The 26,280-nt window shown below is 70.7% G+C and carries 28 protein-coding genes; 13 read left to right on the plus strand and 15 right to left on the minus strand.

All coding sequences use genetic code 11. The features are described from left to right. Positions 1-12 precede the first annotated feature (12 nt). Complete coding sequence (locus tag AB0I81_RS45265) at positions 13-903, minus strand: LysR family transcriptional regulator (RefSeq protein WP_360671409.1); 891 nt, start codon at positions 901-903, stop codon at positions 13-15. A 109-nt stretch (positions 904-1,012) separates the two neighbouring features. Between AB0I81_RS45265 and AB0I81_RS45270 the strand changes: the two genes are divergently transcribed. The 3 genes from AB0I81_RS45270 to AB0I81_RS45280 are packed head-to-tail and all read left to right on the plus strand — an operon-like array spanning position 1,013 to position 3,208. Further along, positions 1,013-1,465 carry a nuclear transport factor 2 family protein gene (locus tag AB0I81_RS45270; RefSeq protein ID WP_360671411.1) on the plus strand — a complete coding sequence of 151 codons (453 nt, stop codon included), beginning with the start codon at positions 1,013-1,015 and terminating at the stop codon, positions 1,463-1,465. Then, positions 1,462-2,292 carry an NAD(P)H-binding protein gene (locus AB0I81_RS45275; protein ID WP_360671414.1) on the plus strand — a complete coding sequence of 277 codons (831 nt, stop codon included), beginning with the start codon at positions 1,462-1,464 and terminating at the stop codon, positions 2,290-2,292. The genes AB0I81_RS45270 and AB0I81_RS45275 overlap by 4 nt, the downstream gene beginning before the upstream one ends. Positions 2,293-2,320: 28 nt before the next feature. Then, positions 2,321-3,208: an alpha/beta fold hydrolase gene (locus AB0I81_RS45280; RefSeq protein ID WP_360671416.1), complete on the plus strand. Its 888-nt coding sequence runs from the start codon at positions 2,321-2,323 to the stop codon at positions 3,206-3,208. 7 nt (positions 3,209-3,215) lie between these two features. Here AB0I81_RS45280 and AB0I81_RS45285 read toward each other — a convergent pair whose 3' ends face one another. From AB0I81_RS45285 to AB0I81_RS45310, 6 genes are all read right to left on the minus strand, one after another. Then, positions 3,216-4,397, minus strand: a complete 1,182-nt coding sequence (locus AB0I81_RS45285) for a molybdopterin molybdotransferase MoeA (protein ID WP_360671419.1) — start codon at positions 4,395-4,397, stop codon at positions 3,216-3,218. A gap of 73 nt (positions 4,398-4,470) precedes the next feature. Then, the gene (locus tag AB0I81_RS45290) at positions 4,471-5,502 is read right to left on the minus strand and encodes an ABC transporter ATP-binding protein (RefSeq protein WP_360671422.1); all 1,032 of its coding nucleotides are present in this window, start codon (positions 5,500-5,502) and stop codon (positions 4,471-4,473) included. A 40-nt stretch (positions 5,503-5,542) separates the two neighbouring features. Beyond that, positions 5,543-6,364: an ABC transporter permease gene (locus tag AB0I81_RS45295; protein ID WP_360671425.1), complete on the minus strand. Its 822-nt coding sequence runs from the start codon at positions 6,362-6,364 to the stop codon at positions 5,543-5,545. A gap of 4 nt (positions 6,365-6,368) precedes the next feature. Beyond that, a complete protein-coding gene (gene modA, locus AB0I81_RS45300; protein WP_360671428.1) occupies positions 6,369-7,163 on the minus strand; it encodes a molybdate ABC transporter substrate-binding protein in 795 nt (264 codons plus the stop codon). Positions 7,164-7,176: 13 nt separating this feature from the next. Then, positions 7,177-7,590: a helix-turn-helix transcriptional regulator gene (locus tag AB0I81_RS45305; protein WP_360671430.1), complete on the minus strand. Its 414-nt coding sequence runs from the start codon at positions 7,588-7,590 to the stop codon at positions 7,177-7,179. Between the two features lie 96 nt (positions 7,591-7,686). After that, positions 7,687-8,322 carry a TetR/AcrR family transcriptional regulator gene (locus AB0I81_RS45310; RefSeq protein WP_360671432.1) on the minus strand — a complete coding sequence of 212 codons (636 nt, stop codon included), beginning with the start codon at positions 8,320-8,322 and terminating at the stop codon, positions 7,687-7,689. Between the two features lie 113 nt (positions 8,323-8,435). Between AB0I81_RS45310 and AB0I81_RS45315 the strand changes: the two genes are divergently transcribed. The 6 genes from AB0I81_RS45315 to AB0I81_RS45340 are packed head-to-tail and all read left to right on the plus strand — an operon-like array spanning position 8,436 to position 15,636. Next, a complete protein-coding gene (locus AB0I81_RS45315) occupies positions 8,436-9,467 on the plus strand; it encodes a medium chain dehydrogenase/reductase family protein (RefSeq protein WP_360671435.1) in 1,032 nt (343 codons plus the stop codon). Then, positions 9,468-10,076 (plus strand): TetR/AcrR family transcriptional regulator, encoded by a 609-nt coding sequence (locus AB0I81_RS45320; protein WP_360671438.1) that lies wholly within the window; start codon positions 9,468-9,470, stop codon positions 10,074-10,076. Next, positions 10,030-10,611, plus strand: a complete 582-nt coding sequence (locus tag AB0I81_RS45325) for an ABC transporter permease (protein WP_360671441.1) — start codon at positions 10,030-10,032, stop codon at positions 10,609-10,611. The genes AB0I81_RS45320 and AB0I81_RS45325 overlap by 47 nt, the downstream gene beginning before the upstream one ends. A 10-nt stretch (positions 10,612-10,621) precedes the next feature. Continuing rightward, the gene (locus AB0I81_RS45330; RefSeq protein WP_360671442.1) at positions 10,622-13,312 is read left to right on the plus strand and encodes a LuxR family transcriptional regulator; all 2,691 of its coding nucleotides are present in this window, start codon (positions 10,622-10,624) and stop codon (positions 13,310-13,312) included. Between the two features lie 45 nt (positions 13,313-13,357). Beyond that, positions 13,358-14,851 (plus strand): multicopper oxidase domain-containing protein, encoded by a 1,494-nt coding sequence (locus AB0I81_RS45335; protein WP_360671445.1) that lies wholly within the window; start codon positions 13,358-13,360, stop codon positions 14,849-14,851. 56 nt (positions 14,852-14,907) lie between these two features. Continuing rightward, positions 14,908-15,636: an SRPBCC family protein gene (locus AB0I81_RS45340; protein WP_360671447.1), complete on the plus strand. Its 729-nt coding sequence runs from the start codon at positions 14,908-14,910 to the stop codon at positions 15,634-15,636. Between the two features lie 153 nt (positions 15,637-15,789). Here AB0I81_RS45340 and AB0I81_RS45345 read toward each other — a convergent pair whose 3' ends face one another. Beyond that, the gene (locus tag AB0I81_RS45345) at positions 15,790-16,386 is read right to left on the minus strand and encodes a TIGR03086 family metal-binding protein (RefSeq protein WP_360671450.1); all 597 of its coding nucleotides are present in this window, start codon (positions 16,384-16,386) and stop codon (positions 15,790-15,792) included. Positions 16,387-16,398: 12 nt separating this feature from the next. Beyond that, entirely contained in the window at positions 16,399-16,809 is a 411-nt protein-coding gene (locus tag AB0I81_RS45350; protein ID WP_360671453.1) for an SgcJ/EcaC family oxidoreductase, read from the minus strand. Between the two features lie 228 nt (positions 16,810-17,037). On the opposite strand from AB0I81_RS45350, the gene AB0I81_RS45355 reads away from it, so the two are divergent. Further along, positions 17,038-17,205 carry a hypothetical protein gene (locus AB0I81_RS45355; RefSeq protein WP_360671455.1) on the plus strand — a complete coding sequence of 56 codons (168 nt, stop codon included), beginning with the start codon at positions 17,038-17,040 and terminating at the stop codon, positions 17,203-17,205. On the opposite strand, the gene AB0I81_RS45360 is transcribed toward AB0I81_RS45355, so the two are convergent. The 3 genes from AB0I81_RS45360 to AB0I81_RS45370 all read right to left on the minus strand — a co-directional run bounded on the left by AB0I81_RS45360 (position 17,183) and on the right by AB0I81_RS45370 (position 19,494). Further along, positions 17,183-18,328 carry a DUF6596 domain-containing protein gene (locus tag AB0I81_RS45360; protein ID WP_360671457.1) on the minus strand — a complete coding sequence of 382 codons (1,146 nt, stop codon included), beginning with the start codon at positions 18,326-18,328 and terminating at the stop codon, positions 17,183-17,185. The genes AB0I81_RS45355 and AB0I81_RS45360 overlap by 23 nt on opposite strands. Next, positions 18,325-18,732, minus strand: a complete 408-nt coding sequence (locus tag AB0I81_RS45365) for a YciI family protein (protein WP_360671488.1) — start codon at positions 18,730-18,732, stop codon at positions 18,325-18,327. The genes AB0I81_RS45360 and AB0I81_RS45365 overlap by 4 nt, the downstream gene beginning before the upstream one ends. 180 nt (positions 18,733-18,912) lie before the next feature. Continuing rightward, entirely contained in the window at positions 18,913-19,494 is a 582-nt protein-coding gene (locus AB0I81_RS45370) for a GNAT family N-acetyltransferase (RefSeq protein WP_360671460.1), read from the minus strand. A 196-nt stretch (positions 19,495-19,690) separates the two neighbouring features. Between AB0I81_RS45370 and AB0I81_RS45375 the strand changes: the two genes are divergently transcribed. Beyond that, positions 19,691-20,104, plus strand: a complete 414-nt coding sequence (locus tag AB0I81_RS45375; protein ID WP_360671463.1) for an STAS domain-containing protein — start codon at positions 19,691-19,693, stop codon at positions 20,102-20,104. A 36-nt stretch (positions 20,105-20,140) separates the two neighbouring features. Here AB0I81_RS45375 and AB0I81_RS45380 read toward each other — a convergent pair whose 3' ends face one another. Beyond that, complete coding sequence (locus AB0I81_RS45380) at positions 20,141-20,524, minus strand: VOC family protein (protein ID WP_360671466.1); 384 nt, start codon at positions 20,522-20,524, stop codon at positions 20,141-20,143. A gap of 286 nt (positions 20,525-20,810) precedes the next feature. Between AB0I81_RS45380 and AB0I81_RS45385 the strand changes: the two genes are divergently transcribed. Then, a complete protein-coding gene (locus AB0I81_RS45385; protein ID WP_360671469.1) occupies positions 20,811-21,704 on the plus strand; it encodes a methyltransferase domain-containing protein in 894 nt (297 codons plus the stop codon). 38 nt (positions 21,705-21,742) lie between these two features. On the opposite strand, the gene AB0I81_RS45390 is transcribed toward AB0I81_RS45385, so the two are convergent. Beyond that, entirely contained in the window at positions 21,743-21,916 is a 174-nt protein-coding gene (locus AB0I81_RS45390; protein ID WP_360671472.1) for a hypothetical protein, read from the minus strand. A 15-nt stretch (positions 21,917-21,931) separates the two neighbouring features. Continuing rightward, positions 21,932-22,582: a ricin-type beta-trefoil lectin domain protein gene (locus AB0I81_RS45395; RefSeq protein ID WP_360671474.1), complete on the minus strand. Its 651-nt coding sequence runs from the start codon at positions 22,580-22,582 to the stop codon at positions 21,932-21,934. 890 nt (positions 22,583-23,472) lie between these two features. Here AB0I81_RS45395 and AB0I81_RS45400 point away from each other — a divergent pair. Further along, on the plus strand, positions 23,473-26,280 hold a 2,808-nt coding region (locus tag AB0I81_RS45400; RefSeq protein ID WP_360671477.1), incomplete at its 3' end, for a SpvB/TcaC N-terminal domain-containing protein.

Here is a 26,280-nt window from a genome sequence, read left to right on the forward strand (position 1 = left end):
GTCCTGCACGGATCAGCGGCGAGCGGCCAGCGCGACGGCGATGTCGGTGAACTCCCGGACGAGGGCGGTCTCCTTGGCGGTGGGCCACAGCAGGGCGTACTCCAGAGGTGGCGCGTCGGAGAACGGCACGACGACCACGTCCGGGCGGAAGTGGTATTGGGCGGCCTTGCGGGCGGCGGGGGTGGCGGCCTTGCCCATCGCGACCAGCAGGTGCACGTCCGGCCAGGTGGAGGCGGCCGGTCCACGGGGGATGGGCCGGCCGGAGGGGGTCGCCGCCGGGTAGTTCCAGTCGAGCCAGTACCGCGGGATGTCGCCGGTGAGATCCACCAGCGGGATGTCGGTGAGATCTTCGAGCGACAACGTCTCCCGCCGGGCGAGGGGGTGCCCGGCGGGGACGATGAGCGCGCGCGGTTCGGTGAACAGGATCGGGCCGTTGGTGATGTCGGGCTCGTCGATGGGCAGTTCGGTGAGCTGAAGGTCGAGCTCACCGGCCCGCAGCGGCCCGAGGGGGTCGCCGAGCGAGACTTCCTGGACGTGCACGGCGCAGTCGGGATGCCGCTGCCGGAACACCTCGTCGGCCCGTACGACGAGGTCACCGCACCAGTAGGCGGAGTAGCCGACGCGCAGGCTGGCGGTGATGCCGCGGCCGGCCGCGGTGGCGCGGTTGATCGCGTGCCGGATCTGCCGTTGGGCGGGGAGCAGATCGTCGCGGAGCCGCTCTCCGACGGGGGTCAGCGCGACGCGGCGGCTGGTGCGTTCAAACAGGAGCGCGCCGAAGCGGCGTTCCAGTTTCTTGATCGTCTGGCTGACGCGTCCCTGGGACAGGCCGAGACGTTCGGTGGCCCGCCCGAAGTGCAGCTCCTCGGCCAGCGTCAGGAAGGTCTCGATCTCGTGCCGCTCCATCGCCCCTCGCACCGTTGAATCCAGCTCACCGATTGTTGCATAAGCCCTGCTTGTTCCGGGTTTGCGCTATCTCGATAGTGGTGCTGACCACAACCAGGAGGAAGCGACCTTGAGTCAGCACGACATCATCGAGACCTGCACCCGGATGGGATGGCACGCCGACCGGCGCGAATGGGAACGGCTGAAGGAGGTCTTCGCCGAGAAGGTGACGCTGGACTACACCAGCCTCAACGGCGGGGAGCCCGCCGACCTGACGCCCGACCAGATCGTCGGCGCCTGGAAGGGGGTGCTGGGCGGCTTCGACGCCACCCAGCACCTGATCAGCGGCCACCTGGTGACGGTGGACGGCGACAACGGCGACACCGCCGTGTGCACCGCGAACTTCCAGGCCGTCCACCGGCTGGCGAACCCGTTCGGGTCGCCGCTGTGGACGCTGGGCGGCACCTACCACTTCGACCTGGTACGGACCGGCGGCGGCTGGCGGATCAGCGGCGTGGTCATGACGGCGACGTGGGCCGACGGCAACAGGGACCTGATGTCCCTGGTGGCGGCGGCGCGATGACCGTCCTGGTGACCGGCACCACGGGGAACGTGGGCGCCGAGGTGGTCGGCGCGCTGGTCGCGGCCGGTTCGCCGGTGCGCGGGCTGGTCCGGGGCATTCCCGCCGGCCTGCCCTTGGGCGTCCAGTACGCGGTCGGCGACCTGAACGAGCCGCATTCGTTCGGTCCCGCGCTGTACCAGGCCCGGGGTCTGTTCCTGCTGCCCGGTTTCCGGCACACGCCGGAACTGCTGGAGGTGGCCGTACGGTCCGGCGTCGAGCGGGTGGTGCTGCTCTCGGGCCCGTCGGCGGGCTCGGGCGACCTGACCAACGCCGTGACCCGCTACATGGTCGAGTCGGAGCAGGCCGTGCGCGCGTCCGGGCTGGCCTGGACGATCCTGCGGCCGAGCGGCTTCATGTCCAACACCCTGCAATGGAGCGCGCAACTGGCCGCCGGTGACGTGGTGCGCGTCCCGTTCGCGCAGGTCCCGATCGCGAACGTGGACCCGTACGACATCGCGGCCGTCGCGGTGGCGGCGCTGCTGCAGGACGGCCATCAGGGGGCCGTGCACCGGCTGACCGGCCCGCGGGCGCTGCTGCCCGCCGATCGGCTGGCCGTGCTCGGTGCCGTACTGGGCCGCGACCTGCGGCTTGAGGCGCAGTCCGACGACGAGGCCAGGGCGGAGATGTCGCGGACCACGCCGGTCGAGTACGTGGACGCCTTCTTCGACTTCTACGTCGCGGGGTCGCTGGACGACTCGCAGGTGAACTCCACCGTGCAGGAGGTGACCGGCCGCCCGGCCAGGACGTTCGAGCAGTGGGCCGCCGCGCACGCCGGCTCGTTCCGGTGATCGCCAACTTCGAGAAGGGATTCCTGTCATGACCACCCACCAGAAGGTCAGCTTCGTCGCCACCAGCGGCGCCACCCTGACCGGCAACCTGTTCCTGCCGGACACCGGCGCCCCCGCCCCGGGCGTCGTCGTCGCCGGGACCTGGACCAGCGTCAAGGAGATGATGGCCGACCGGTACGCCGAACGCCTCGCGGGCGAGGGCTTCGCCGCGCTGTCGTTCGACTTCACCGGCTACGGCGAATCCGGCGGAGAACCCCGGGACTACGAGTCACCGGAACTGAAGATCGCCGACATCCGCGACGCCGTGACGTTCCTGGCGGGCCACCACGCCGTGGACGCCGGCCGGATCGGCGCGCTCGGCATCTGCGCGGCGGCGATGTACATGAGCGCGGCCGCCGCCGACGACCCCCGCGTGCGTTCGCTCGCCCTCGTCGCCCCCTGGTTGCACGACGGCGCGATCTGCCGCGAGGTGTACGGCGGCCAGGAGGGCGTCGCCGCGAAACTGGCCGAGGCCGCGGCCGCCCGGACCCGCTACGAGACGAGCGGGGAGGTCGAGTATGTGCCCGTGGTCAGTGGCGTCGACCCCCGCGCCGCCATGCCCATGGAGATCGACTTCTACCTCGACCCGGGGCGCGGCGGCATCCCGGCCTGGCCGAACCGGTTCGCGGTGATGGCCTGGCCGGGCTGGCTGGCCTTCGACTCGATCGCGCTCGCGCCCCGCATCACCGTCCCGACCCAGATCGTGCACAGCCAGGACGCCGCCATCCCCGACGGCGCGCGCCGCTTCTACGACGGCTTGGCAGGTCCCAAGGACATCACCTGGATCACCGGCGTGCAGTTCGACTTCTACGACCAGGAGCCGAACGTCACCACCTCGGTCCAGGCCGCCGCCAAGCACTACGCCGCCACGTTGTGAGGAGGCTTCAGGCGCGCAGCAGGACCAGCGGCACCGGCTGACCGGGCTCGGCGCCGGGCGGGACCGCGGCCAGGGCGTCCCCGAGGGCCGCGCCGTTGAGGAACGCGGGGCGGTCGCCGCCGAGAGCCCGCACGCCGGGACCGTCCCAGACGACCGGAACGACGCGGGTCCGGTCGGCGGACGCCTGCCCCTCGGTGAGCAGCGGGGCCTGCGGCAGCTTCCCGAGCGCCCGCCCGCTCAGCCCGGCGAGCAGCGGCCCGAGCAGCGTGTACGCGGCCACCAGCGCGGCGAACGGATTACCGGGAAGCCCCACCACGTACGGGCCACCGGGCGGCCGGGCCAGCAACTGCGGATGGCCCGGCCGGCACGCGACCGCATCGACGATCCACTGCGCGTCGCACTCGGCGAGCAGCCGGCGCAACCCGTCCGTGGTCCCGACCGACGTAGACCCGGTGACCACGACGACCTCGACGACGGCAGCCGCCTGCACCGCCTCGGCCAGCGCGGAAACGGGCCGGTCGGGCACGTGGACCAGGTCGTCCAGGCGTCCGCCGAGCTCGGCCACCAGCGGCGGCAGCAGCGGGCCGAGCGCGTCCCTGACCCTGCCGGGGCCGGGCAGGCCGTGATGCGCCAGCTCGTCCCCGGTGACGATCACCCGGACGGAGGGCATGCGACGGACCAGCAGCTCGTCGTATCCGCAGGAGGCGGCCAGGCCCAGGAGCGCGGGGCCGACCGGGGTGCCCGCCGGTGCCAGCCGCGCTCCGGCGGCGGTGTCCTCTCCGGCGTACCGGATGTGTTTGCCGCGCGGCAGATCGGGACCGGCCACAGCGCCGTCACCCGCGGTCGCCGACTCGACGGGAAGCACCGCCGATGCCCCGGCGGGAACGACGGCTCCGGTCGAGATCTCCACGGCGTCACCGGGCTCCAGCCGCTCACCCGCCCACGGCCGGCCGGGGCGGACGCTGCCGGTGAGCGTCCACGGACCGGGACCCGCCACGGCGAACCCGTCCATCGCGGCCGTGTCGAAGGCCGGCAGCGGCGTCGCCGCGACCAGGTCCTCGGCGATCACCAGCCCCGCCGCCCGCCCGAGAGGCACCCTTACGGGCGCCACCGGCTCGGCCGCCGCGTGCGCGTATTTCCGCGCAGTCGCCCAGGCGACGTCCCGGCGTGTTCCCTGATCGGCTGCCATGACCACGCCCCACGGTCCCACCTGCGGGTTTCACCCGCAAGTCGGAGCGCCCGGCAGGGCCGGCCAGCGGCGTTCACGCGGGGTAGGCGTGGGTCTCCGTGGCCTTGACCGAGGCCCAGATCCGCTGGCCGGGGGTCAGGTCCAGGTCGGCGACGGCGGCGGGGGTGATGTCGGCGAAGGCGGCGAGCGGCCCGTCCAGGTGGACCCGGACGTTGTCGCCGTGCCGCTCGACGCCCTCGATCCTGGCCTCCCACAGATTGCGCGGGCTGCCGTCGGGGCGGGACCGGTAGAGCGCCACGGCGGCGGGCGGGAAGGCGACGAACACGGGCCCGTCGAGGTGCTCGGAGGTGTGCAGCAACAACTCGCCGACCTTGGCCCGGTGACCGTCGGCGACGCCGCGGTACAGGTTGAGCCCGACCAGCCGGGCCACATAGTCGGTACGCGGGCGGCGGGCCACCTCGGACGGCGTGCCCTGCTGGACGACGGAGCCGTGCTCGATCACGATCAGCCGGTCGGCCAGCACCATCGCGTCCAGCGGGTCGTGCGTGACCAGCACGGTGACGCCGTCGAAGTCGGCCAGGTGGCGGCGGAGCCGGGAGCGCACCTCCAGCCGGGTATGCGCGTCGAGCGCGGCCAGCGGTTCGTCCAGCAGCAGCAGTTCAGGCTGTACGGCCAGCGCGCGGGCGAGCGCGACCCGCTGCGCCTGCCCGCCGGACAACTGGCGTGGCTTGGCGGCGGCGCGGTCGGCCAGCCCGACCCGCTCCAGCAGCGCGGCGGCCGTACGGCGGGACTCGGCCTTGGAGACGCCCTGGCAGCGCGGCCCGAAGGCGACGTTGTCCAGCGCCGACAGGTGCGGGAAGAGCAGGTAGTCCTGGAACACCATGCCGATCGGCCGGCTCTCGGCCGGCAACGTGTGCAACGGCCGGCCACGCAGGCTGATCTGCCCGCCGGACAGGCGGGTGAGCCCGGCCAGGGCGCGCAGCGCGGTGGTCTTGCCCGCACCGTTCGGCCCGAGCAACGCCACCACCTCGCCCGGCCGCACGTCGAGCGCGATGTCGAGGGTGAAGGCGGGCCGAGTAACCACCAGGCGGGCGTCGAGAGTCATGGCGAGCTCACCCACCGGTCCCGCAGTCGGGCGTCGAGCGTCATGGCGAGCTCACCCACCGGTCGCGGAGGCTGGCCAGGATGACCACCGAGACGGCCAGCAACACCAGGCTGAGCACGATGGCCGCCTCCGGCTCGGTCTCCAGCGCGAGGTAGACCGCCAGCGGCATCGTCCGCGTCGTACCGGGGAAGTTGCCCGCGAACGTGATCGTCGCCCCGAACTCGCCCAGCGCCCGCGCCCAGCACAGCACCGCCCCTGCCACCACGCCCGGCATCACCATCGGCAGCGTCACCCGCCGGAACACCGTCCATCGCGAGGCGCCCAGCGTCGCGGCGGCCTCCTCGAAGCGCCGGTCCGCGCCACGCAGCGCACCCTCCACACTGATCACCAGGAACGGCATCGCCACGAACGCCTCAGCGATGATCACACCCGCCGTGGTGAACGGCAGTGTGATCCCAAAGCTGGCCTCCAGCCACTGCCCGACCAGCCCGCGCCGCCCGAGCACCAGCAGCAGCGCCACGCCGCCGACCACCGGGGGCAACACCAGCGGCACGGTGACCAGGGCCCGGACCACCCGTCGCCCGGGGAACTCCACCCGCGCCAGCAGCCAGGCCAGCGGCACCCCGAGCAGCAGGCACACGGCGGTCGCCACGGTGGCGGTGATCAGCGACAGCCGCAGCGCCTCCAGCACGTGCGGCTCGGCCAGCCGCTCCAGCAGGGTGGACCAGGGGGCCCGGATCAGCAGCCCGGCCAGCGGCAGCACCAGGAACACCAGCCCAGCCACCGCGGGGACGACCAGCATCCACGGCAGCCGGCCGGAGACCTCGCGCCCCCGATACGCCGAGCCAAGTTGTTCGGTCATGGTTTCAGGGGGCCTCGAAGCCGGCCTTGGTCAGCACGTCCTTGCCCTGCTGCGACAGCACCAGATCCACGAACTGCCGAGCCGCGTCCCCGGCGGGCGCCTTCGCCACGGTGGCGATCGGATAGTCGTTGACCGCCTGATCGGCCTCGGGGAACTCGATGCCGCGCACCTTGCCCGCCGAGGCGATCACGTCGGTCCTGTAGACCAGCGCCGCGTCCACCTCGCCCAGTTGCACCTTGGTCAGCGTGGCCTTGACGTCCTGCTCCAGGGTGACGGGCTTGACGGTCAGCTTGGCCGCGGCCAGCGCCTTGACCGCCGCCGCCCCGCACGGCACCTGCTCGGCGCAGAGCGCCACCTTCACCTTCGGGTCGGTCAGGTCCTTCAGCTCATCCACCTTGGCCGGGTTGTCGGCCGGCACCGCGATCTGCAGCTTGTTACGCACGAACGTGGCCGGCGAGCCCGCCAGCGACGCGTCGGTGACCGTCTTCATCGTCGCCGGGCTCGCCGCCGCGAACACGTCCGCCGGCGCCCCCTGGACGATCTGCTGCGCCAGGGTCGCGCTGGAACCGAAGTTGAACCTCACCGTCGTACCCGGATGAGCGGCCTCGAAGGTCTTGCCGAGCTCGGTGAACGTCCCGGTCAGCGACGCCGCCGCGAACACCGTCACCTCCTTGGCCCCGCCACCGGCAGGGGAGGAGGCGGACGTCGCGGCCGGTTCGCCGGAGCCGCAACCGGACAGGCCCGCCAGAGCCAGTGCGACGGGCAGGGCGATCGCCCATCGGGAAAGACGCCTGAACACCAAGGAGGGCTCCTCACAAAGGACTGGCCACGCGGTCATGACTCGGAATCTCCACGACGACGTTGGTGGACTTGATCACGGCGACCGCCACCACCCCCACCTCCAGGCCCAGCTCGTCCGCGGCCTGGCGGCTCATCAGCGACACCACCCGGAACGGCCCCGCGGCGATCTCCACCTGCGCCATCACCGCATCCCGGATCACCTCGGTCACGATCCCCCTGAAGCGATTACGCGCGGAAGAGCGACCGCCTTCACCGTCGGCCTCGATCTGCGAGCGGGCGAAGGCGGCCAGGTCGGCGCCGTTCACCCGCCGGTGGCCGTGCTCGTCCCGCTCGGCTCCCAGCCGGCCCGCGTCCACCCACCGGCGGACGGTGTCGGAGCTGACCCCGAGCAGCGCCGCGGCCTCGCTGATCCGAAACGTCGTCACAAGCCCTCACCTTACCTTCCGCACATGCAAGCCTGAATACCCACTTCCTGTCGCAACAGCGGCGCGATTTCCGGATCTGCCGTCGCATCCCCGTCATCAGTCGCGGATGTGCGCCAGTGTGGTGATCAGGCGCTGGGCGATGTCCGGCGGCCACGGGAAGGCGACGGTCACCGCTCGCTGGTGGGCCAGCCCGTGCAGGCCCAGCCACAGCGCGACCGTGTCGGCGGCAGGGTCGGTGCTGGTGGCCAGCCCGGCCGCGAGGCAGCCGTCCAGCACCTCGCGGAGCAGGGCCATGCACTCGCTGCCCAGCGCCGCCATGTCGGCCTCCGTCAGGGAGGTCTCCTCCAGCGCGGGCATCCACAGGCCGCCGAACATGGTGCGGTAGCGCTCGGGGTGCTGCTTGGCGAAGTCCAGGTAGCCCTCGCAGACGGCGAACAGGCGGGCTCGGGGGCCGTCGTCCGCGTCGTCGAGTGCGAGGCGCAGCTTCGCCTCAAGTTCGGCGAACGCCTGCTGCACCACCGCCAGCATGATGGTCGGCTGGTCGGGGAAGTGGCGGTAGATCGACGGCGGCGCGATCCCGGCCCGCCTGGCGACTGACCGCAGGCTGATGGCGCTCTCGTCGCCGGTTTCGTCGAGGAGTTCCACCGCCGCGGCCACGATCTCGTCGCGCAGGCGCGCGCCCTCGCCCCTGCGGTTGCGGGTGCGGGCGGGTGAAGGCGAGTTGTCTGTCACGCCTGTCAGCTTACACGTGAAAACTTATCCGTGTTAGCTCTTGCCCTCCGTGGGCTAACGCCCGTATGTTTACAGCCGTAAGCACACAGAGCGGCGAAAGACAGGAGAACGTCATGAACAGCACCATCCGCGCCACCGAGGTCGTCCTGCCGGGCAAGGTGGAGCCGAACGAGCTGCAGATCCGCGCCCGCGACCTGGACGCGCCCGCCAAGGGGCAGGCCGTCCTGCGGATGGAGGCGACCGGCGTGTCGTTCGCCGAGCAGCAGATGCGCCGCGGCAAGTACTACGACCAGCCGGCCTTCCCGTTCGTACCGGGCTATGACGTGGTCGGCACGGTGAGCGCCGTCGGCGAGGGCGTTGACGCCGCGATGGTCGGCCGCCGCTACGCCGCGGTGACCAAGGTCGGCGGGTGGGCGAGCGCGCTGCTGATCGACGCCGCGGACCTGGTGCCCGTGCCGGACGGCGTCAGCCCGGCCGCCGCGGTGACCGTCGCCGTCAACGGGATCACGGCCTGGCAGATGTTGCACCGCATCGCCGCGGTCGCGCCGGGCTCGACGATCGTCGTGCTCGGCGCCAACGGCGGCGTCGGCTCCACGCTGGTGCAACTGGCCGGGCACGCCGGCATCAAGGTGATCGGCACCGCCTCCCCCCGGCACCACGACCTGCTGCGCGAGCTGGGCGCGACCCCGGTCGACTACCGCGACCCGGACATGTACCGCAAGATCCACGAGCTCGCCCCTGACGGCGTGGACGCGGTCTTCGACCACGTCGGCGGCGCCGGGCTGGAGGAGTCCTGGCGACTGGTACGCCGCGGCGGCACCCTCGTGTCGTACGGCACCGCCGCCACCAAGGACGAGGACGGCAACTCCCAGCTCCCCGTGCTGAAGTCCTTCGCCCGGCTGGCCGCATGGAACCACCTGCCCAACGGCAGGAGCGCGCACTTCTACAACTTCTGGGCCGGCAAGCGCTGCCCAAGCTCGTTCCGGGCCCGGCTGAGCGAGGACCTCACCCAGGTGCTGCGCCTGGTGGCCGACGGCGTGCTCACCCCGAAGATCGCGGCCGAGTTCCCGCTGGCCGACGCCGGCGCGGCGCTGGCCCTGGCCGAGTCGCGAACCGTCGCGGGCAAAGTCGTCATCGTCCCGTAGGTGCCGTACCGCCAGAGAAACCGCAGAGGACAGGGCGGCCGGCTCCGTACGGAGATCCTGGCCGCCGCGACCGACCTGCTCGACACCGGTGGCGGCGAACGGGCCGTGACGCTGCGCGCGGTGGCCCGCCGCGTCGGGATCGCCGCCCCCTCGATCTACCCCCACTTCCCCGACCCCGGAACGCTCCTGCGGGCCGTGGTGCGGCAGGCGTCCGCGGACCTGGCCGACCGGCTCCGGACCGTCTCCCACCACGACGATCCCCGCCGCCGGCTGTTCGCCCTCTGCTCGGCCTACCTCGACTTCGCCGGCGAGCACCCCGCCCGCTACCGCGCCATGTTCGACGGCGACCCGGCCTCCGGCACGGAAGTGTTGCGCATCCTCACCGACGGCCTGACCGCCTGCCACACCAGCGACGCCCCGGCCACGGACGCGTTCGCGTTGTGGCTGGGCCTGCACGGGCTCGCCCACCAGCGCGCCGTCGCCAGATCCTTTCCCTGGCCCGCCGACATCGCCGAGCGGATCACCATCCCCCTTTCCCACCTCACCCCCGGAGGCCCCACCCATGACCACCCTCACCTTGGCCGGCACCCCCACCACCACCGCCGATGAGATCGACAACCGCGCCGCCTACATCAGTTTCGGACTGGCGTACGTGCTCGGGCACGGCTCCAACGCGATCTCCGCCGGCGCCGACCCGCTGGTCGCCCTGCCGGGCTGGCTGCCGATGGCCCTGCTCGGCGCGGGCCTCGCCGCGGGCACCGTCTTCGCCACGCTCGCCGCCGTCCGCTCCCAGCGCGGCGCGGGCGCCTCCGACCTGCTGTCCGGCAGGCTCCTGGGCCTGTCCTGGCTCAGCGCCTTCGCCGGGGTCTTCCTCGTGATCACCGCTCTCACGGGCTTCCTGGGCATGCCCGAGTTGCAGACCGTGTTGTGGCCCGTCTGTTCCGGTTTGATCGTCGGTCTGCTCTACCTCGCCGAAGGCGCCGCCCGCCGCAACGTCCTGCACTACGCCCTCGGCACGTGGCTCGTGCTGGTCTCGACCTCCGCGCTCTTCTTCGGCACCCCCGGCCTGTTCTGGGTCCTGGCCATCGCGGGTGGTGGTGGCTATGCGGTCGCGTCCGTCCTTGAGCATCGCCGGGCTCGGTAACGTAAGCGCTGTGCGCACATCTGCTTACTCTCGCGGTTCGCTCCTCGGAAGGCGGCACGAGATCCGGCGCATCGACGAGCTCACCGGCGCCGCGCGCGCCGGCCGGGGCGGGGCGCTGGTCCTGCGCGGCGAGGCGGGCATCGGCAAGAGCGCGCTGCTGGAGCACGCCCGGCGGAACGCCTCCGGGCTCGGGGTCATCGACACGTCGGGGTCCCAGTACGAGGCGGAGCTGCCGTTCGCCGTACTGCACCAGCTCTGCCTGCCGGTCCTGGAGCATCTCGACGAGCTGCCCGCCCGGCACCGCGACGCCCTCCGGGTCGCGTTCGGGCTGGCCACCGGCGCGCCGGACGCGTTCCGCATCGGCCTGGCGACCCTCGGCCTGCTCGCCGCCGCGACCCGGGAACGCCCGCTGCTGTGCCTGGTCGACGACGCCCAGTGGCTGGACGCGGCGTCGTCGAAGGCACTGACCTTCCTCGCCAGACGCATCGCCGCCGAGCCCATCGCCATGCTGTTCGCCGCCCGGCCACCCGCTGTGCCGAGTGAGCTGGAGGAGCTGCCGAGCCTGACCGTCGAAGGGCTGAGCGACGCCGACGCCCGCGCGCTGCTTGCCGCGCAGAGCCACGAGACCCTCGACGAGCAGGTACGCGACCGGATCGTGGCCGAGGCACGCGGGAACCCGCTGGCGCTGCTCTCCCTGCCCAGGGCCGGCGGTTTCGCCCCGCCGGACACCTCCCCGGTGCAGACCCGGGTCGAGCGCGGCTTCCGGGACACGCTGGCCGGCCTGCCCGCCGGGGCGCGGCTGCTGCTGACGATCGCGAGCGCCGACCCGACCGGCGACCCCGGACTGTTGTGGCCCGCCGCGCGGCGGCTGGAGATCGACCTGCCGGCCGCCGGCGCGGACGCGACCGCCACCGGCCTCGTCGAGTTCGGCACCCGCGTGCGCTTCTTCCACCCGCTGGCCAGGACGGCGACCTACCAGGCCGCCGGGGCGAGCGAACGTCGGCTGGCCCATCGAGTGCTCGCCGAGGTCACCGACCCGGTGACGGACCCAGACCGGCGCGCCTGGCACCGCGCCCAGGCGGGTGCGGGTCCCGACGACGACGTCGCCGCCGAGCTGGAGCGTTCGGCGTCCCGTGCGCGGGCGCGGGGCGGGGTGGTGGCCGCGGCGGCCTTCCTCGAACGCGCGGCGGAGCTGTCGCTGGACGCCGCCAAGCGCACAGAACGCACGCTCGCGGCGGCTCGGGCCCAGCTTGACGCGGGCGCCGCCGACGACGCGGCCGAACTGCTCGCGGCGGTCGGGAGCTCGGGCCTGGACGAGTACCGGCAGGCCGAGACCGACCTGCTGCGCGGCCAGGTCGCCTTCGCGCAGGCGGGCAACGGCAACGGCCCGGAGTTCATGCTGCGCGCGGCGCGCCGGCTCGCGGAGCTGGACCCGGAGCGGTCCCGCGACTGCTATCTGGAAGCACTCGAGATGAGCCTGCTCGTCGGCCGGGGGAGCGGAATGATGGACAAGGTACTGAGCGCCGCGCAGTCGTCGCTGCCGCATGAACCCGACATCCTGGACGCACTGACCCTGCTGGCCACGCAGGGACACCGGGTGGCCGTTCCCCTGATCAGGGAGGCCCTCGACGGCGACGGCGGCGCGATGTGGATCCGGCACCCCGCGCTCGCGGTCATCCTCGCGTCAGAGTTGTGGGATCCGCGGGTCCACGCGACGATCACCGAGTGGCTCATGAAGAACGGCCGCGAGTCGGGAGCACCCCTGGTGCTGCGTCTCGGCCTCGCCCAGGTGGCGTCGGGCGCCGTGCTGTCCGGTGACCTCGATCGCGCGATGGCCGCGATCGCCGAGGAGGAGGCGATCGCCGACGCGACCGGCGGTCCTGCGATCCTGTATCACCGGTTGCACCTGGCGGCCATGCGCGGCCGCGGTCAGGAGGCGTTCGAGCTGTTCGAGAGCGCCACGGCGGCGGCGACCGCGCAGGGCGCGGGCCAAGTGGTCGCCAACGTGCACTGGGCGGCGGCCGTGCTGAACAACGGCCTGGGCGACTACCGGGCCGCGCTGGCCGGGGCCCGGCGGGCCGTCGCTCTCGACGATCTCTTCGTCGCCGGATTCTCCCTGCCCGAGCTGGTCGAGGCCGCGGTCCGGTGCGGCGAGCAGGACACCGCCGTCACCGCGCTGGCCTCGCTGACCGAGCGGACCGAGGTCGCCGCGACCGCGACCGGCCTGGGCATCGCGGCGTACGCGCGCGGGCTGGTGACCGGAGCCGAGGACGACTACCTGGCGGCCATCGATCACCTCGCGGACAGCCCGCTGCTGCCGTACCGGGCCAGGGCCCACCTCCTGTACGGGGAGTGGTTGCGCCGCGCGGGCCGCCGGCGGGACTGCCGCCCGTACCTGCGCACCGCGCATGAGCTGTTGTCCGGCGCGGGGCTCGAAGCGTTCGCCCGGCGCGCCGCCGACGAGTTGCGCGCCACCGGCGAGAAGGCCCGCGGCCGGTCGGGGCACACCCGCGACCAGCTCACCATGCAGGAGCTGCACATCGCGCGGCTGGTCGCCACCGGCGCGACCTCCGCCGAAGTGGCGGCCCGGCTGTTCATCAGCCCGCGCACCGTGGACGCCCACCTGCGCAACATCTTCCGTAAGCTCGGGATCAGCTCCCGCCGTCAGCTCAGGGATCAGCCGGGCCTCGGTTCTACGTAGTTCTCGCCGACGCGACGCCACCCCTCGTCGCGGGACGGTCGTGCCATGAGACGCCGCACAGCGCTGAAGATCTTCGGCATCGGCGTCGGGGGCGCGGTCGTCCTCGGCGGCGGTGGCTTCGGCGCCTACTACGCCGCCGCGAAGTCGGACACCGCCGGAGAGATCGCCTTCGGCACGGCCCTGCCGATCCCTCCGCTGGCCAAGCCGGAGAGCGTCGAGCGGGGCGCACGGGCGTACAAGCTCGGCATCCAGCCGGGCGAGACCCGGTTCAAGCCCGGACCGGCCACCCGCACCTGGGGTGTGAACGGCACCTACCTCGGCCCGACGATCCGCGCCCGGCGCGGTGAGCGGGTCGAGTTCGCCGTGCGCAACGGCCTGGACCGGGCGACCTCGCTGCACTGGCACGGCATGCACCTGCCGGCGGCCATGGACGGCGGCCCGCACCAGACCGTCCCGGCCGGTGGGACCTGGGAACCGCGGTGGACGATCGAGCAGCCCGCCGCGACGCTTTGGTACCACCCGCACGTGCACGGCTCGACGGCCGACCACATGTACCGGGGACTGACCGGGCTGTTCATCGTGGACGACGATGACGCGGACGCGTTGAACCTGCCGTCCGAGTACGGCGTCGATGACGTTCCGATGATCGTCCAGGACCGCGCGTTCGATGGGGACAACCAGTTCGTGCAGCCGGTCCCGCTGGGCGGCTCGCTGGGTGTGATCGGTGACGAGATCCTGGTCAACGGCGCTGTCGGGCCGTACTTCGACGTCACCACCAGGCTCGTACGGCTGCGCCTGCTGAACGGCTCCAACGCGCGCCTGTACAACTTCGGCTTCTCCGACGACCGGCGTTTCTCGCTCGTCGCCACGGACGGCGGCCTGCTGGCCAAGCCGTGGCAGACCAGTCGCCTCTACCTCTCGCCGGGCGAGCGCGCCGAGATCGTCGTGCCCTTCGAGCCGGGGGAGCGGGTCGAGCTGCGCTCTTACCCCTCCGAGTACGGCGGCACGCTGGGACGGCTCGAAGGCTTCGACGACCTGCTCGACATCTGCCAGTTCCGGGCCGCGGGCACCCTGTCCGGCGACGCCCGGCTCCCCGCCGTGCTCGGCGTCGCACCGGACCTCGCCGGTGCGGCGGTCGCGGCGCGACGCTCGTTCGTGCTCGCGTCGGACCAGATCAACGGCCGGTCGATGGCGATGGACCGCATCGACTTCGGCGTCCGCGAGGGCACCGTCGAGGTGTGGGAGGTGACCAACGACAACGGTTACCTGCACAACTTCCACGTCCACGACGTGCGGTTCCAGGTGCTGACGGTCGATGGGAAGACGCCGGAGCCATCGCTGCTCGGCTGGAAGGACACCGTCCTGCTGGCACAGGGGAAGCGCTTCCGGCTGGCGATGCGCTTCAGCGATCACACCGACCCGAACGTGCCGTACATGTACCACTGCCACCTGCTGCAGCACGAGGACGACGGCATGATGGGCCAGTTCGTCGTCCTGGGCGAGGGCGAGCAGGTCGGCGCCGTTCACCACCACTCCTGATCCCGGCCGCCACTCCGGGCGGACGGCAACACCTCAACGAAACAACAAGGACGGACATGCACGTCTCCAACCGCCCCTCCATAAGGATCGCCGCCGCGGCGGCCGGGGTGACCATCGCCGCCACCGGCTGCGGATCCGGCAGCGACTCCGCTCAGCCCACCGCCACCGCTTCCGCCTCCGCTTCTGCCTCCGCTTCCGTGTCTGTGTCCGCGTCCGCGTCCGCGTCCTCGTCCGCGCCCGCGCGGGCCGCCGAGGGCAAGCAGTGCGGTGGGATGAGCATCGACCACGAGGCGAACATCACCCGCTCCACCGAGATCGTGATCAACGCGCCGCTCAAGAAGGTCTGGGACGTCCACACGGACGTGGAGAGCTGGGACAAGTGGCAGGACGCGGTCCTGACCGTCAAGCGGCTCGACTCCGGCGACTTCGCGTCCGACTCGCGGTTCCGGTGGACCACCCCCGTGCCCAAGTCGCAGTTCGCCCCGGCCGACACCCTGAAGATCACCTCGTCCGTCAAGCAACTGGAGCCCGGCAAGTGCGTGCTCTGGGACGGGCCCGCGATCGGCAAGGCGATCACCATCGAAAAGGGGACCCACCTGTGGATGTTCACCGAGACCGACGGAAAAACCCTCGTGCACACCGAGGAGTCCTGGGACGCCGCACTGCTGGACGCGCTGAAAGGCCCTGACCACGACGCCGTCGCCGCCATGCTCGGCGGCGGGCTGGACGTCTGGCTCAAGGCCCTGAAGACCGAGGTCGAGACCTCGAAGGACGGCGACTCATGACACATACCGCCTCGTCCGGCGCCGGCGTGCCAGGCAGCGACATCTCACAGTAGGCGGACCGGACAGGGCGCGTCCTGCTCGCCCTCGTGCGCGGCGGGGCCTGTGGGAGCTCATCCTCATCCAGAAGATCGCCGTCACGGTGACCATGCGGGATCAGCCGTTCGGCGTCCACCTCGGGGAGCGCCCGGCGAAGCCCAGCAGCCGGTCCAGCGGTCCGGCGTCGGCGTCCACCGGAACCTCGGGAGCGAACGGCATGCCCTCGCCGCCCCGGAACTCCGGCCGGATCGCCTCCGAAAGCAGGGCGTGCGCCCGCTCCGCAGCCGCGGCGTCGGGCCGCCAGGGCTGACCGGTGGCGCGGGCGAGGTCCCAGCCGTGCACGACGGTCTCGGCCAGCAACATGCTCAGAACCCGGTCGCCCGTGAACGTGCCGCCCAGCGCGGGCACCTTCACGGGAACCGCCTCGATGCCGTCGGCCAGCGCGGCCAGGACGGTCGCCCGCAGCTCGCCGACCGCCGCGACCAGGCTCTCCGCGTCGTCGGGCCCGGTGTACGCCCGCGGATCCGGGCGCCGGTCGCCGGCGGGATCGGCCAGGACGATGGTGAAGTACTCGATCCCGCCGAACAGGTGCCGGCGTAGCGAGACCACGTCGAGACCGCCACAGGGCGTCGGTGCGTTCTCCTGCGCCGGGGTCGTCGCCCCGATCACGTTCGCCAGGTCGTCCAGCACGGGCAGAAGTGGGTGAACGGACATACGGGTTCCCCTCTATTTCTGATCTGCTTGCTCAAGGGCATCGAGCGCCAGCTGGCGTTCCAGCGAGAACACTCGTGCATTCTGCAACGCCACGACCTGCCAGCGTTCGCCCCGCCACCGGACGGCAAGCAACTGCATGGAATCGCGGCTCGCCAGCGGCGTGTCCTCTCCCGGCATCACCACACCGACCCGCTGGTGCACGACACCCCAGTTGGGCCCGACGATCCTGGCGAAGACGACCTGGCCGTCCACCAGGCGCGAGCCTTTCAGGTCGGTGTCGAACAGCGCCTGGTGGAAGGGGATGATCTCGTCCTTCCCCTTCAGAACGGCTCCGTTGAAGGCGACGAACTCGGCGTCGTCCGCGAAGTCGGCGACGAAGGCGGCGGCGTCGCCGCGGTTCCACCCGTCGATCATCCCTGCCATGATGGCGCTCATTGTCTCGGCTGAGGGATTTGTAGCCATTTCATTTTCCCTTCCTGTTCGGTGGTCCAGCCGGGCGGCGATGTCCCAAGCAAGCATCGCGCGTTCGGTGCCCGCGTCGCCTCGGCGATTTCCGCCTACTCCAAGCAGATGCGCTCACCGGCGCGAAGCGGAGGCGCGCCACGCTGGCGCGTCGGTATGGGAACGTAGCGGGTCCGGCGCGGCCTGGGCTTGCTGCTCGACGGCCTGGCCACCCGCCTGGCCACCCGCCTGGGCATCCGCCTGGCCACCCGCCTGGGCATCCGCCTGGCCACCCGCCTGGGCATCCGCCTGGCCACCCGCCTGGGCATCCGAGTGCGCCGCCGCCGTCTCAGCCTCAGCCGCGCAGTTGGGCGTTGAGCCGGGCCGCCTGGCGGGTGAGGTGGTCGCGTTCGGGGAGGCTGGACGCCGATCGGGCGGCTTCGGTGTACAGCCGGGCCGCGGTCACGGGGTCGCCGTCGCGCTCGTGCAGGTACGCCGCGACGGCGGTGTGGCGGGGGAGGGCGGGGTCGAGTTCCGCCAGGGCGGCCAGGCCGGCGCGCGGGCCGTCGGCCTCGCCGACCGCGACGGCCCGGTTGAGGCGGGCCACCGGGCTGCCGGTGAGGCGTACCAGTTCGTCATACCATTCGACGATCTGCACCCAGTCGGTCTCCGCGGCCGTCGGGGCGTCGGCGTGCAGCGCGGCGATGGCGGCCTGCGCCTGGAACTCACCCGGGCGCTCGCGGGCGAGTGCCGCCTGGAGCACGTCCACGCCTTCGGCGATCAGGCGGTTGTCCCACAGATCGCGGTCCTGCTCGGCCAGAGGTACGAGCCTGCCGTCCCGGCCGGTCCGAGCCGGCCGGCGGGCGTGGTGCAGCAGCATGAGCGCGAGCAGGCCCGCCACCTCCTCGTGCTTGATCATGGCCGCCAGCTGGCGAGTGAGCCGGATCGCCTCGCCCGCGAGATCGACGTCGCCGGAGTAGCCCTCGTTGAAGACCAGGTAGAGCACGCGCAGTACGGTTCCGACGTCGCCGGGCTGGTTGAACCGGACGCCCGAGATGGTGCGCTTGGCCCTGCTGATCCGCTGGGCCATGGTCGCCTCCGGCACGAGATATGCCTGCGCGATCTGGCGCGTGGTCAGGCCGCCGACCGCGCGCAGCGTGAGCGCGACGGCCGAGGCCGGGGTCAGTGACGGGTGCGCGCACAGGAAATACAGCCGGAGCGTGTCGTCCACCGCCTCGCCCTGGCCGGGCGCGGGCTCGGCCTCGACGCGCACCTCGCGGTTGCGCCGGGAGGTGTCGGCGCGGGCGGCGTCGAGGAACTTGCGCCAGGCCACGGTGACCAGCCAGCCCTTGGCGTCCCGCGGCGGGTCCTGCGGCCATACCCGTACGGCCTCGACCAGGGCGTCCTGCACGGCATCCTCGGCCGCCGCGAAGTCGGCGCCGCGGCGGACGAGGACACCGATCACCGCGGGCACCAACTCCCGCAGCAACGACTCATTCACTCGGTCGCCGTGGGCAACTCGGCCATGAATGGGCGCACCTCAAGCCACTCGTGGATCGGCTTGCCGCCCGCGCCCGGAGCCGCGGACAACTCGCCGGCCAGTTCGAGCGCCCGCTCGTACGTCTCGACGTCGATCACCATCCAGCCGGCGATCAGATCCTTGGTCTCCGCGAACGGCCCGTCCGTGACCGGCGGGCGGCCCTCGCCGTCGTAGCGGACGAACGTGCCCTCGGGGGCCAGCGCCTGGCCGTCCACGTACTCGCCGGTGGCCTCAAGCCGATCGGCGAAGTCCCGCATGTACTGCACGTGCGCCGAGATCTCCTCCGGCGTCCACTGCTCCATCGGCACGTCGTTGACCGACGCCGGCGCGCCCCGATAGTGCTTGAGCAACAGGTACTTGGCCATCATGTTCTCCTTGGTGCGATACGGCCCACTGTGGCCATGCTGCACGCCGGGACGGGGCCGCGCGCGGGTTCTCATGATTTTTCCGGACGTGCGCGACCCGTCGGCAAACCCCGGCGATCCCCGCGCCGGCCCTCCACCTGACCGGCGCACATCCTCGGAAAGGCGGCCCCGGATGCCCGGTTACGCCGCTTCGGCCGGTCCGCCGGTGGAGGCCCAGGAGCCCAGCGGCCGGTCGGACACCGGTTCGTCGCTCTCCTTGACCTCGCAGATCCGCAGGCCGCGGCCCTGGTAGTTGGCCAGGGCGGCCGGGCCGTCGAGGGTGCAGGTGTGCACCCACACGCGGGTGACGTCGGCGAGGTCGAACCGCTCGGGAAGCGACCACGCCGCGCGGATGCCGTGTTCGAGCAGCCGCCCGCCCAGCCCACGGCCGATGGCCTGCTCGGTCAGGCCGAAGTAGCGGATCTCGACGTGGGTGCCGTCCTCCTCGCGGGTGGGGTGGAGGTGCACATATCCCAGGGGCAGGCCGTCGCCGTACAGGATCCAGAACTCCGTGCCCCGGACCGCCAGCTCCTCGGCCCACTGACGGCGCGACCAGCCCAACCGATCGGTCCAGTGCCACGGCCCTCCGACCAAGCCGTAGAGGAACCGGGCGTACTCGGGGGAGATGGCGGGGGCACGGTCCAGACGCACGTCGCCGGGGAAGTCGCGCGCGGCTCCCGTGGGGGCACTCAACATTTCGAGCGTGGTGGTGGTGACCTTCATCAGCGTTCTTTCCCGGAAACCATCAGCGTTTTGCACCGGAGACTCAGAACAACCGTCAGCGCAGCCGCAGCCCGCACCACGAGCCCGCACCACGAGCCCGCACCACGAGCCCGCAGCGCGCCCGCCCGACGGCCAAAACGAAGTCATCCCAGCGAAGTGACTGCGACCTTACTGGAGGGCGACGCATGATGTGTTCATGGACGAGGACGCCGATTCTTCCGAGCGCTTCAACGTCTCCATCGGCTTGCACGAGACCTTCATCGTCGCCAGCGCCACTGGCGAGCTCGACTACAGCTCTGCCCACCTGCTACGGCAGCAGGTGAAGGACGCCTGGCAGGCGACCGACTCCGCCGGCCTGGTTCTGGACCTCGGCGGCGTGACGTTCTGCGACTCCATCGGCGTAGGCGTCCTCGTCCTGCTGCTCCGGCAGAGCCGGGAACAACACAGCAACCTCGTCCTGTCGAACCTCCCTCCCCTGCTGGAGAGGATCTTGACGATCACCGGTCTGCGCACCGCGTTCCTGGTGGAGGAGTCAGTGGATGAGGCCATCCGGACCGTGCAGGAGGCTCCCCAGTCAACGCCTCCGGAGGACGCCGAACCATCGTCCTGACCGGCACGGCGCAAGGACCCTGCCGGCGCCGGACGGTCACCGCTCGCGCTGCTGGCGAAGCGAGACCCGGTTGCCGTCCGGGTCCACCGCCTCGATGCGCACTCCGAACGGATAGTCCACGGGTTCCGGCTCCTCGAAGGTGACGTCGCGCCGCCGGAAGATCTCGAAATCCTTACGCAGGTCGTCGGATTCGAGGATCAGCGGACCGGGCACGCCCTCACCGCCCGGCTGCCCCGCGGCCTCCGCCTGCGACCACAGGAGGATCTGCACCGGGCTGTCCGGAACGCCGACAGTGAGGAAGCGCCCGTCGGGCCCCGAGAAGTCGGCCCGCTTCTCCAGGCCGAGGCCCTCGGTGTAGAACTTCAGCGCGCGGTCCTGGTCGGTGACGTAGATCGTCACGTACATGATGGCAGTCAGCATCGTGTTCTCGATTCACTCGTTGGTGGAGACGACCGTTCGTACCCGGTCGCCGCACCTACGACGAGCGCCGACGCGCCAAGGTAACAGGGCCACCGGCCCACCAGGGGCTCGTGCCCCGTGGCGTTCCGTCGCGCCGATGTCTATGGAAATCCATAGTGTGTCTGAAAGTCCGCCACTCTAGTCTTGCGCCTAGATTGATCGGCGCTCTATGGGCAGCACGGCCAAATATGTCACCGCCCTTTCTTATTGATGGCGATGATCGAAAATACGTACCCAGGAGATCCCCATGCCCAGCACGCAGCAACCACCCTCACCCTGGCAGGACATACTCTCCCTCGGCCGGAGCATCAGACTCGCTTTATCGCCACCCGAGGTCCGCGCCAAACGCGCGTATGAGATCTTCCCGCCGAGCACCTGGACCGCGCTGAACGAGCACAGCACTTACCTCAATTTCGGCTATTGGCGCAGTGAATCCGACACGATCGACGACGCCTGCCAGGCGCTGGCGGAAAAATTGGCGGACGCCGCCGGCTTCCAGGAAGGCGATCGCATCCTCGATGCCGGATTCGGTTATGGCGACCAGGATTTCATGTGGCTGGAGCGACACAACCCAGAAATGATCGTCGGACTGAACGTGACACCAACCCATGTGAAGATCGCTCAGACCAAGGCCCGCGAACACGGTCTGGAGGATCGGCTGATCTTCAAGGAGGGCTCAGCGACCGCGATGTCGTTCGAGTCCGGCAGCTTCGACCGGGTGGTCGCCCTGGAATCGGCCCTGCATTTCCTGCCCAGAGACGAATTCTTCCGCCAGGCGCACCACATTCTCCGCCCCGGCGGGGTGATCGCGACGGCAGACATCGTGCCGCTGACCGACTACGCCCGCAAAGACCTCTTCTCCACCACGATCCCCCCGGGCAACTGGTACGACGGCGACGAGTACCTCACCCGCCTCCGAGCCGCCGGATTCATCAACACCCAGCTGACCTCTATCCGCACTCACGTGTACGAACCGTGGTGCAGATGGGCAGAACAGAAGCTGGACTCTCCGGATTTCCAGCAACGCGCCACCTGGGGCTACCGCCGCTGGTTACGCCGCGAACTGGCCGATGACGATCTCATGCGAAAGAGGTACGCCAACATGGACTACGTCATCGTCACCGCCGAGAAGCCAACGTAGGGGCGCGGCGCGCGGGGCTCGAACCCGGAACCTACGGATCAAAATTCGCCGTTCTCAATGCCACCCAACGTGTGAATCCACTCGGCTCCATCCGGCGGCGGGTCGGGCAGCGGCAGATCGAGAACGCCGATCGCCTGCTCGATCAGCTCATCCAGATGATCGCCAGGGGGGCGGCGAGGGCCGGGGTGTGCTTCGGGCCGGCCGGCGGTCAAGATTCAGGAAATGGGTCAGTAACCGTCCTTCCAGTCCTGGTAGTCGCTTCCGCATTCGTGGTGCGTATACGCGTCGCCCTCGTCGTTGCTGTCGAGGCACTGGCGCGTTATCTGATGCACGAAGACCCAGACCTGGCGCTCGCGCACCCGGAAATCCCAGTACATCGGCTTATCGGGAGTGCATTCGGTGGTGTGAAGCCCTTGCGACTCGTTTGTGGCCAGACACCTGCGGGTGGCTTCGTTCCATACGACCCCCGTGGCGTCAACCGTCCGCCACAGCTGATGCCTGTTCCCAAGCTCGCAGGTCGAGGTGTATACCCTGCCTCTATTGTTGCTGTCCAGGCACCTTCCCGTCTTCCAGCTCCGGAAGATGGAGACCCGGTCAAGCGAGGGCTTTTCGGGCGGTGTGGTCTGCTCCGTAGGTGTGTCCGGTTCGGGCGGTGTGGCCTGTCCCGTAGGTGTGGCCTGCCCCGTAGGTGTGGCCGGTTCGATCGGCTCGGCCGAGGCCATGGGAGACGGCGCTTGCATTGACGGCTTCGGACGACCGGCTCCATCCCCATATAGAAAGGTAAGAAAAGAAGCACTTGCGGCGGCTGCTGCAGCAATCGCAGCGACCCAGGCGACTAACCTTCCTGCACCATGGCTGCTTGTTTTGGAGCTGGCCATATTCCACCCCGTGGCGAGTTATTTGATCGTCCTCCCCACAATATCCGAGGATGTTGCTGTCACTGCTCATGTTCTGAGCCGCGCAGCGTCACGTGTCACGCCGCTTTGGATCCTAATGCTGCAACGTTCCGCACGCTTATCTCCGCGCAAAGAAAGCTCGGTATCTCCCGAGGTGTTCACATGTCCCGAGGCGACCGCACGTGCTGCGCGCTGCGAGCCCCTCCGAAAAGCACGATGGTCAGGTGGATCCGTGATCGGCTCGAAGGCATGTGGACCGATGAGGGCTTCCTCGCCAGGTTGGCCGCCCAGGGTGGTCGCCGGCCACCGACTGGAAGGATGGAGTAGCAGCCCCGGCCGAACCGGCAGCCCTACCACGCCCGGCCGCGCCGCCGTGCACGCATTGTCACGGTCCCATTGCGCGGCTCAGCGAGCGTCCCCTTCGGGCTGTGGCCAGGTGTGGCCAATTTGTGCGATGTGACGCAAGTCTCATCGGAGATCCGGCTGATGGCGGCCTCCCCGTCGCGCTGAGTGACGGAGCGTGACGAAACTCGCGGCTGGACAGCAAGTGAGCTCGGGTGTTATCGATGGGGCGCGGCGCTGATCGCTTATGCCGCCTTTATGCCCAACCTCCCTCCTTTCCCTCAGCATTCTCCCCTCCCCCTCCCCCCGTGCACTGTCCCGAGCTTGGAGTGGTGATTGTGATCAGTATGCGCTCGCGCGTCTTATGCGTGCTCACAGGTTTAGCCGTCTTAGTGCCCGGCCTGGCATCGATGCCTCCCCAGCCCGCGGCTGCGGAGACCGTAGCCCCTGAATGCATCCCCGGCGCGCCGGCCCCGGCGCAGAGCCTCCAGAAGCAGCCCCTGATTCCTTCCGCCGGCCCCAAGGCGGCCGTGCAGCCGCCCCTCAAGACCACCGCCGACGGCAAGAGCGCCAAGACGATCACCCATGACGAGGCCCGGCTGGACATCGGCAGCGCGGCGCTGGACGAGCCGGCCGAGATCGGGATCACGCCGCTGACCGAGGCGGAGTTGCCGGTGCTGGGCGCCGGGATGGACAACGTGACCGAGGCGCCACGCGCCGGTTACCGGTTCACGCCGACGCCGTTCGAGTTTGAGCAGGAGATCACGATCAGCCTGCCGTACGACGCGGCGAAGCTGGAGGCGGCCGGGCTGGCCCCGCAGGACGTGCGGACCTTCTTCTTCGACGAGCAGGGCACTTGCTGGCGGCCCCTTGTGCGGGTGGCCGTGGACACCGAGCAACAGCTGATCATCTCCAAGACCGACCACTTCACCGACATGGTCAACGCCACGGTGAACGCCCCCGAGGGCCCGGAGCAGGTCTCCTTCGACCCGACGAAGATCAAGGGCATCGAGGCCGGCGACCCGTCGGCGGAAGTGAACCAGATCGCCGCGCCGACGGCCGACAACCAGGGCGAGGCCCGGCTGTCGTACCCGATCGAGCTGCCCACGGGCCGGGAGAACATGCAGCCGCAGCTGTCGGTGGACTACTCGTCGGCGGCGGGCAACGGCTGGATGGGCGTGGGCTGGGACCTGGCGGTGCCCTCGATCTCGATCGACACGCGCTGGGGCGTGCCCCGGTACGACGCCGCGAACGAGTCCGAGACGTACACGTTCGCCCAGAATCATCTGACCCCGGTGGCGCACCGGGGAGCGGCGCGGCCCCGTACCGCCGACAAGGTGTTCCATCAGCGGGTCGAGGGTCAGTTCTCGCGGATCCTGCGCAAGGGCGACTCGCCCAAGAGCTACAGCTGGGAGATCACCGACAAGTCCGGCACCCGCTGGTCGTATGGCGGGGACGGGGCGGTGCTGGCCGACGACGCGGGCAACATCTTCTCCTGGGCGCTGCGCGAGGTGCGTGACCCCAACGGCAACACGATGCGCTATCAGTACACGAGTGTCGAGGACGCCGGGGTGGCCGGCGGGTCGGTGCCGGGGAGGGCGCTGTACCCGAAGAAGATCACCTACACCGGGCTCGGCGACGCCGACGGCCCGTACTCGGTGACGTTCCTGCGTGACCGTGAGCTGGGCGAGCCGCGCCGGCCTGACGTGTCGATCAGCGCACTGGGCGGGTTCAAGCAGGTAATGGCGGATCTGCTGCGCCGGGTCGAGGTGCGGCTGAATGACGAGCTGATCCGCCGCTACGACTTCGTCTACGCGCAGGGCGCGTTCAACAAGACCCTGCTGTCGAAGATCCAGCAGTATGACGCCGCCGGGAAGTTGTTCAACAGCCACGAGCTGGGCTATTTCGATGACATCCGGGATGCCTCGGGCGCCTACACGGCTTTCCAGCGGGTGGAGTGGACGTCGCCGGACGACGGGTTGTCCAATGGGCTGGTCAACGGGATCCGGCCGGGTGCGGGTGAGGCCGGCGCGTTGAACGGCAACACCTCCACCAGCGCGGGCGGCCACCTGTACACCGGCTGGGGGCCGTTGCCGAGCAAGTCGAACTCGGTCGGGGTCAAGGCCGGGTTCAGCCGCGGTTCCGATGAGGGTCTGCTGGCGCTGGTGGATGTGGACGGCGACAGCCTGCCGGACAAGGTGTTTGCGTCCGGCGGCGGATACGTCTTCCGTAAGAACCTGTCCCGGCCGGGCGGTGAGCCGCGCTTCGCCGACCAGACCACGCCGCTGCGCAATCTGCCGGGCATTTTCGACCAGGACTCCAGTTCCCGCACGGTCGGTGTCGAGGCCTACCCGGGCGGCGGCGCGGTGCAGCTGGATTATGTGGACACGATCAGTACCACGGACCGGTACTTCAGTGACGTCAACGCCGATGGCATCACCGACCTGGTGAACGGGGAGAGTGTGCTGTTCGGCCGGATCGGCGCGGATGGGGTGCCGGTGTTCGGCGCGGCGGCGGACACGCCGGTGCCGATCGGCGGCAGCGAGGCCGACGCCGAGGGCCTGCTGCCCGATTACGCGGCCGACCGCGCACGGCGCGAGCAGTCGTTCCCGCTGGTGGACACGCTGCGGCGGTGGACCGCGCCGTTCGACGGCACGGTCGCGGTGACCGGCGCGGTCACGCTGGCCGAAGTGACGGGCGAACTGCCCGCGTTCGCCGACCCCGATGGGGTGCGGGTGGCCGTGCAGCACGAGAACGCCGAGTTGTGGTCGGCCCGGATCGAGGCCGGCGACCGTGACGCGCATACCCCGCAGGGGGTGGACGCGATCCGGGTCGGCAAGGGCGATCACCTGTATTTCCGGGTCGGCTCGGTGCACGACGGTTCCGCCGATCGGGTGAGCTGGGATCCGGTGGTCACCTACACCGGCGTGCCGGAAACCCTCGATGCCAACGGCCTGTCGCTGAGCGCCTACACCGCCTCGAAGGACTTCACCCTGGCCGGGCGCGCGGCCACGGTGACGGTCCCGCGGGACGGCACCCTGACCCTGGGCGGGGCGTTGACCAAGAGCGCGGTCACCACCGACGATCTCACCATTGTGATCACCCGGGCCGGTGTGCCGGTGTTTCAGCAGCGGGTGCCGGCCGCGTTCACCGGTGAGGTGCCGGTGTCCGCGACGGTTGCGGTCACCAAGGGGCAGGCGCTGACCTGGCGGATCAAGACGGACACGCCGATCGACGTGACCGCGCTGAGGTGGACGCCGACGGCCGCCTACGCGGAGACCTCGCCGGTGCCGGATGAGTTCGGGCAGGAGTTTTCCGCGCCGTACGACATCGACACC

This window comes from Nonomuraea sp. NPDC050404, assembly GCF_040655495.1.
Classification (GTDB): Bacteria; Actinomycetota; Actinomycetes; order Streptosporangiales; family Streptosporangiaceae; genus Nonomuraea.

Excerpts from the sequence above, each read along its gene's own strand:
- AB0I81_RS45265 (WP_360671409.1), bottom strand. The coding sequence starts at position 903 with ATGGAGCGGCACGAGATCGAGACCTTCCTGACGCTGGCCGAGGAGCTG.
- AB0I81_RS45275 (WP_360671414.1), top strand. The coding sequence starts at position 1,462 with ATGACCGTCCTGGTGACCGGCACCACGGGGAACGTGGGCGCCGAGGTG.
- AB0I81_RS45280 (WP_360671416.1), top strand. The coding sequence starts at position 2,321 with ATGACCACCCACCAGAAGGTCAGCTTCGTCGCCACCAGCGGCGCCACC.
- AB0I81_RS45285 (WP_360671419.1), bottom strand. The coding sequence starts at position 4,397 with ATGGCAGCCGATCAGGGAACACGCCGGGACGTCGCCTGGGCGACTGCG.
- AB0I81_RS45290 (WP_360671422.1), bottom strand. The coding sequence starts at position 5,502 with ATGACTCTCGACGCCCGCCTGGTGGTTACTCGGCCCGCCTTCACCCTC.
- AB0I81_RS45295 (WP_360671425.1), bottom strand. The coding sequence starts at position 6,364 with ATGACCGAACAACTTGGCTCGGCGTATCGGGGGCGCGAGGTCTCCGGC.
- AB0I81_RS45315 (WP_360671435.1), top strand. The coding sequence starts at position 8,436 with ATGAACAGCACCATCCGCGCCACCGAGGTCGTCCTGCCGGGCAAGGTG.
- AB0I81_RS45325 (WP_360671441.1), top strand. The coding sequence starts at position 10,030 with ATGACCACCCTCACCTTGGCCGGCACCCCCACCACCACCGCCGATGAG.
- AB0I81_RS45335 (WP_360671445.1), top strand. The coding sequence starts at position 13,358 with ATGAGACGCCGCACAGCGCTGAAGATCTTCGGCATCGGCGTCGGGGGC.
- AB0I81_RS45340 (WP_360671447.1), top strand. The coding sequence starts at position 14,908 with ATGCACGTCTCCAACCGCCCCTCCATAAGGATCGCCGCCGCGGCGGCC.
- AB0I81_RS45345 (WP_360671450.1), bottom strand. The coding sequence starts at position 16,386 with ATGTCCGTTCACCCACTTCTGCCCGTGCTGGACGACCTGGCGAACGTG.
- AB0I81_RS45350 (WP_360671453.1), bottom strand. The coding sequence starts at position 16,809 with ATGGCAGGGATGATCGACGGGTGGAACCGCGGCGACGCCGCCGCCTTC.
- AB0I81_RS45365 (WP_360671488.1), bottom strand. The coding sequence starts at position 18,732 with ATGGCCAAGTACCTGTTGCTCAAGCACTATCGGGGCGCGCCGGCGTCG.
- AB0I81_RS45370 (WP_360671460.1), bottom strand. The coding sequence starts at position 19,494 with ATGAAGGTCACCACCACCACGCTCGAAATGTTGAGTGCCCCCACGGGA.
- AB0I81_RS45375 (WP_360671463.1), top strand. The coding sequence starts at position 19,691 with ATGGACGAGGACGCCGATTCTTCCGAGCGCTTCAACGTCTCCATCGGC.
- AB0I81_RS45380 (WP_360671466.1), bottom strand. The coding sequence starts at position 20,524 with ATGCTGACTGCCATCATGTACGTGACGATCTACGTCACCGACCAGGAC.
- AB0I81_RS45385 (WP_360671469.1), top strand. The coding sequence starts at position 20,811 with ATGCCCAGCACGCAGCAACCACCCTCACCCTGGCAGGACATACTCTCC.
- AB0I81_RS45395 (WP_360671474.1), bottom strand. The coding sequence starts at position 22,582 with ATGGCCAGCTCCAAAACAAGCAGCCATGGTGCAGGAAGGTTAGTCGCC.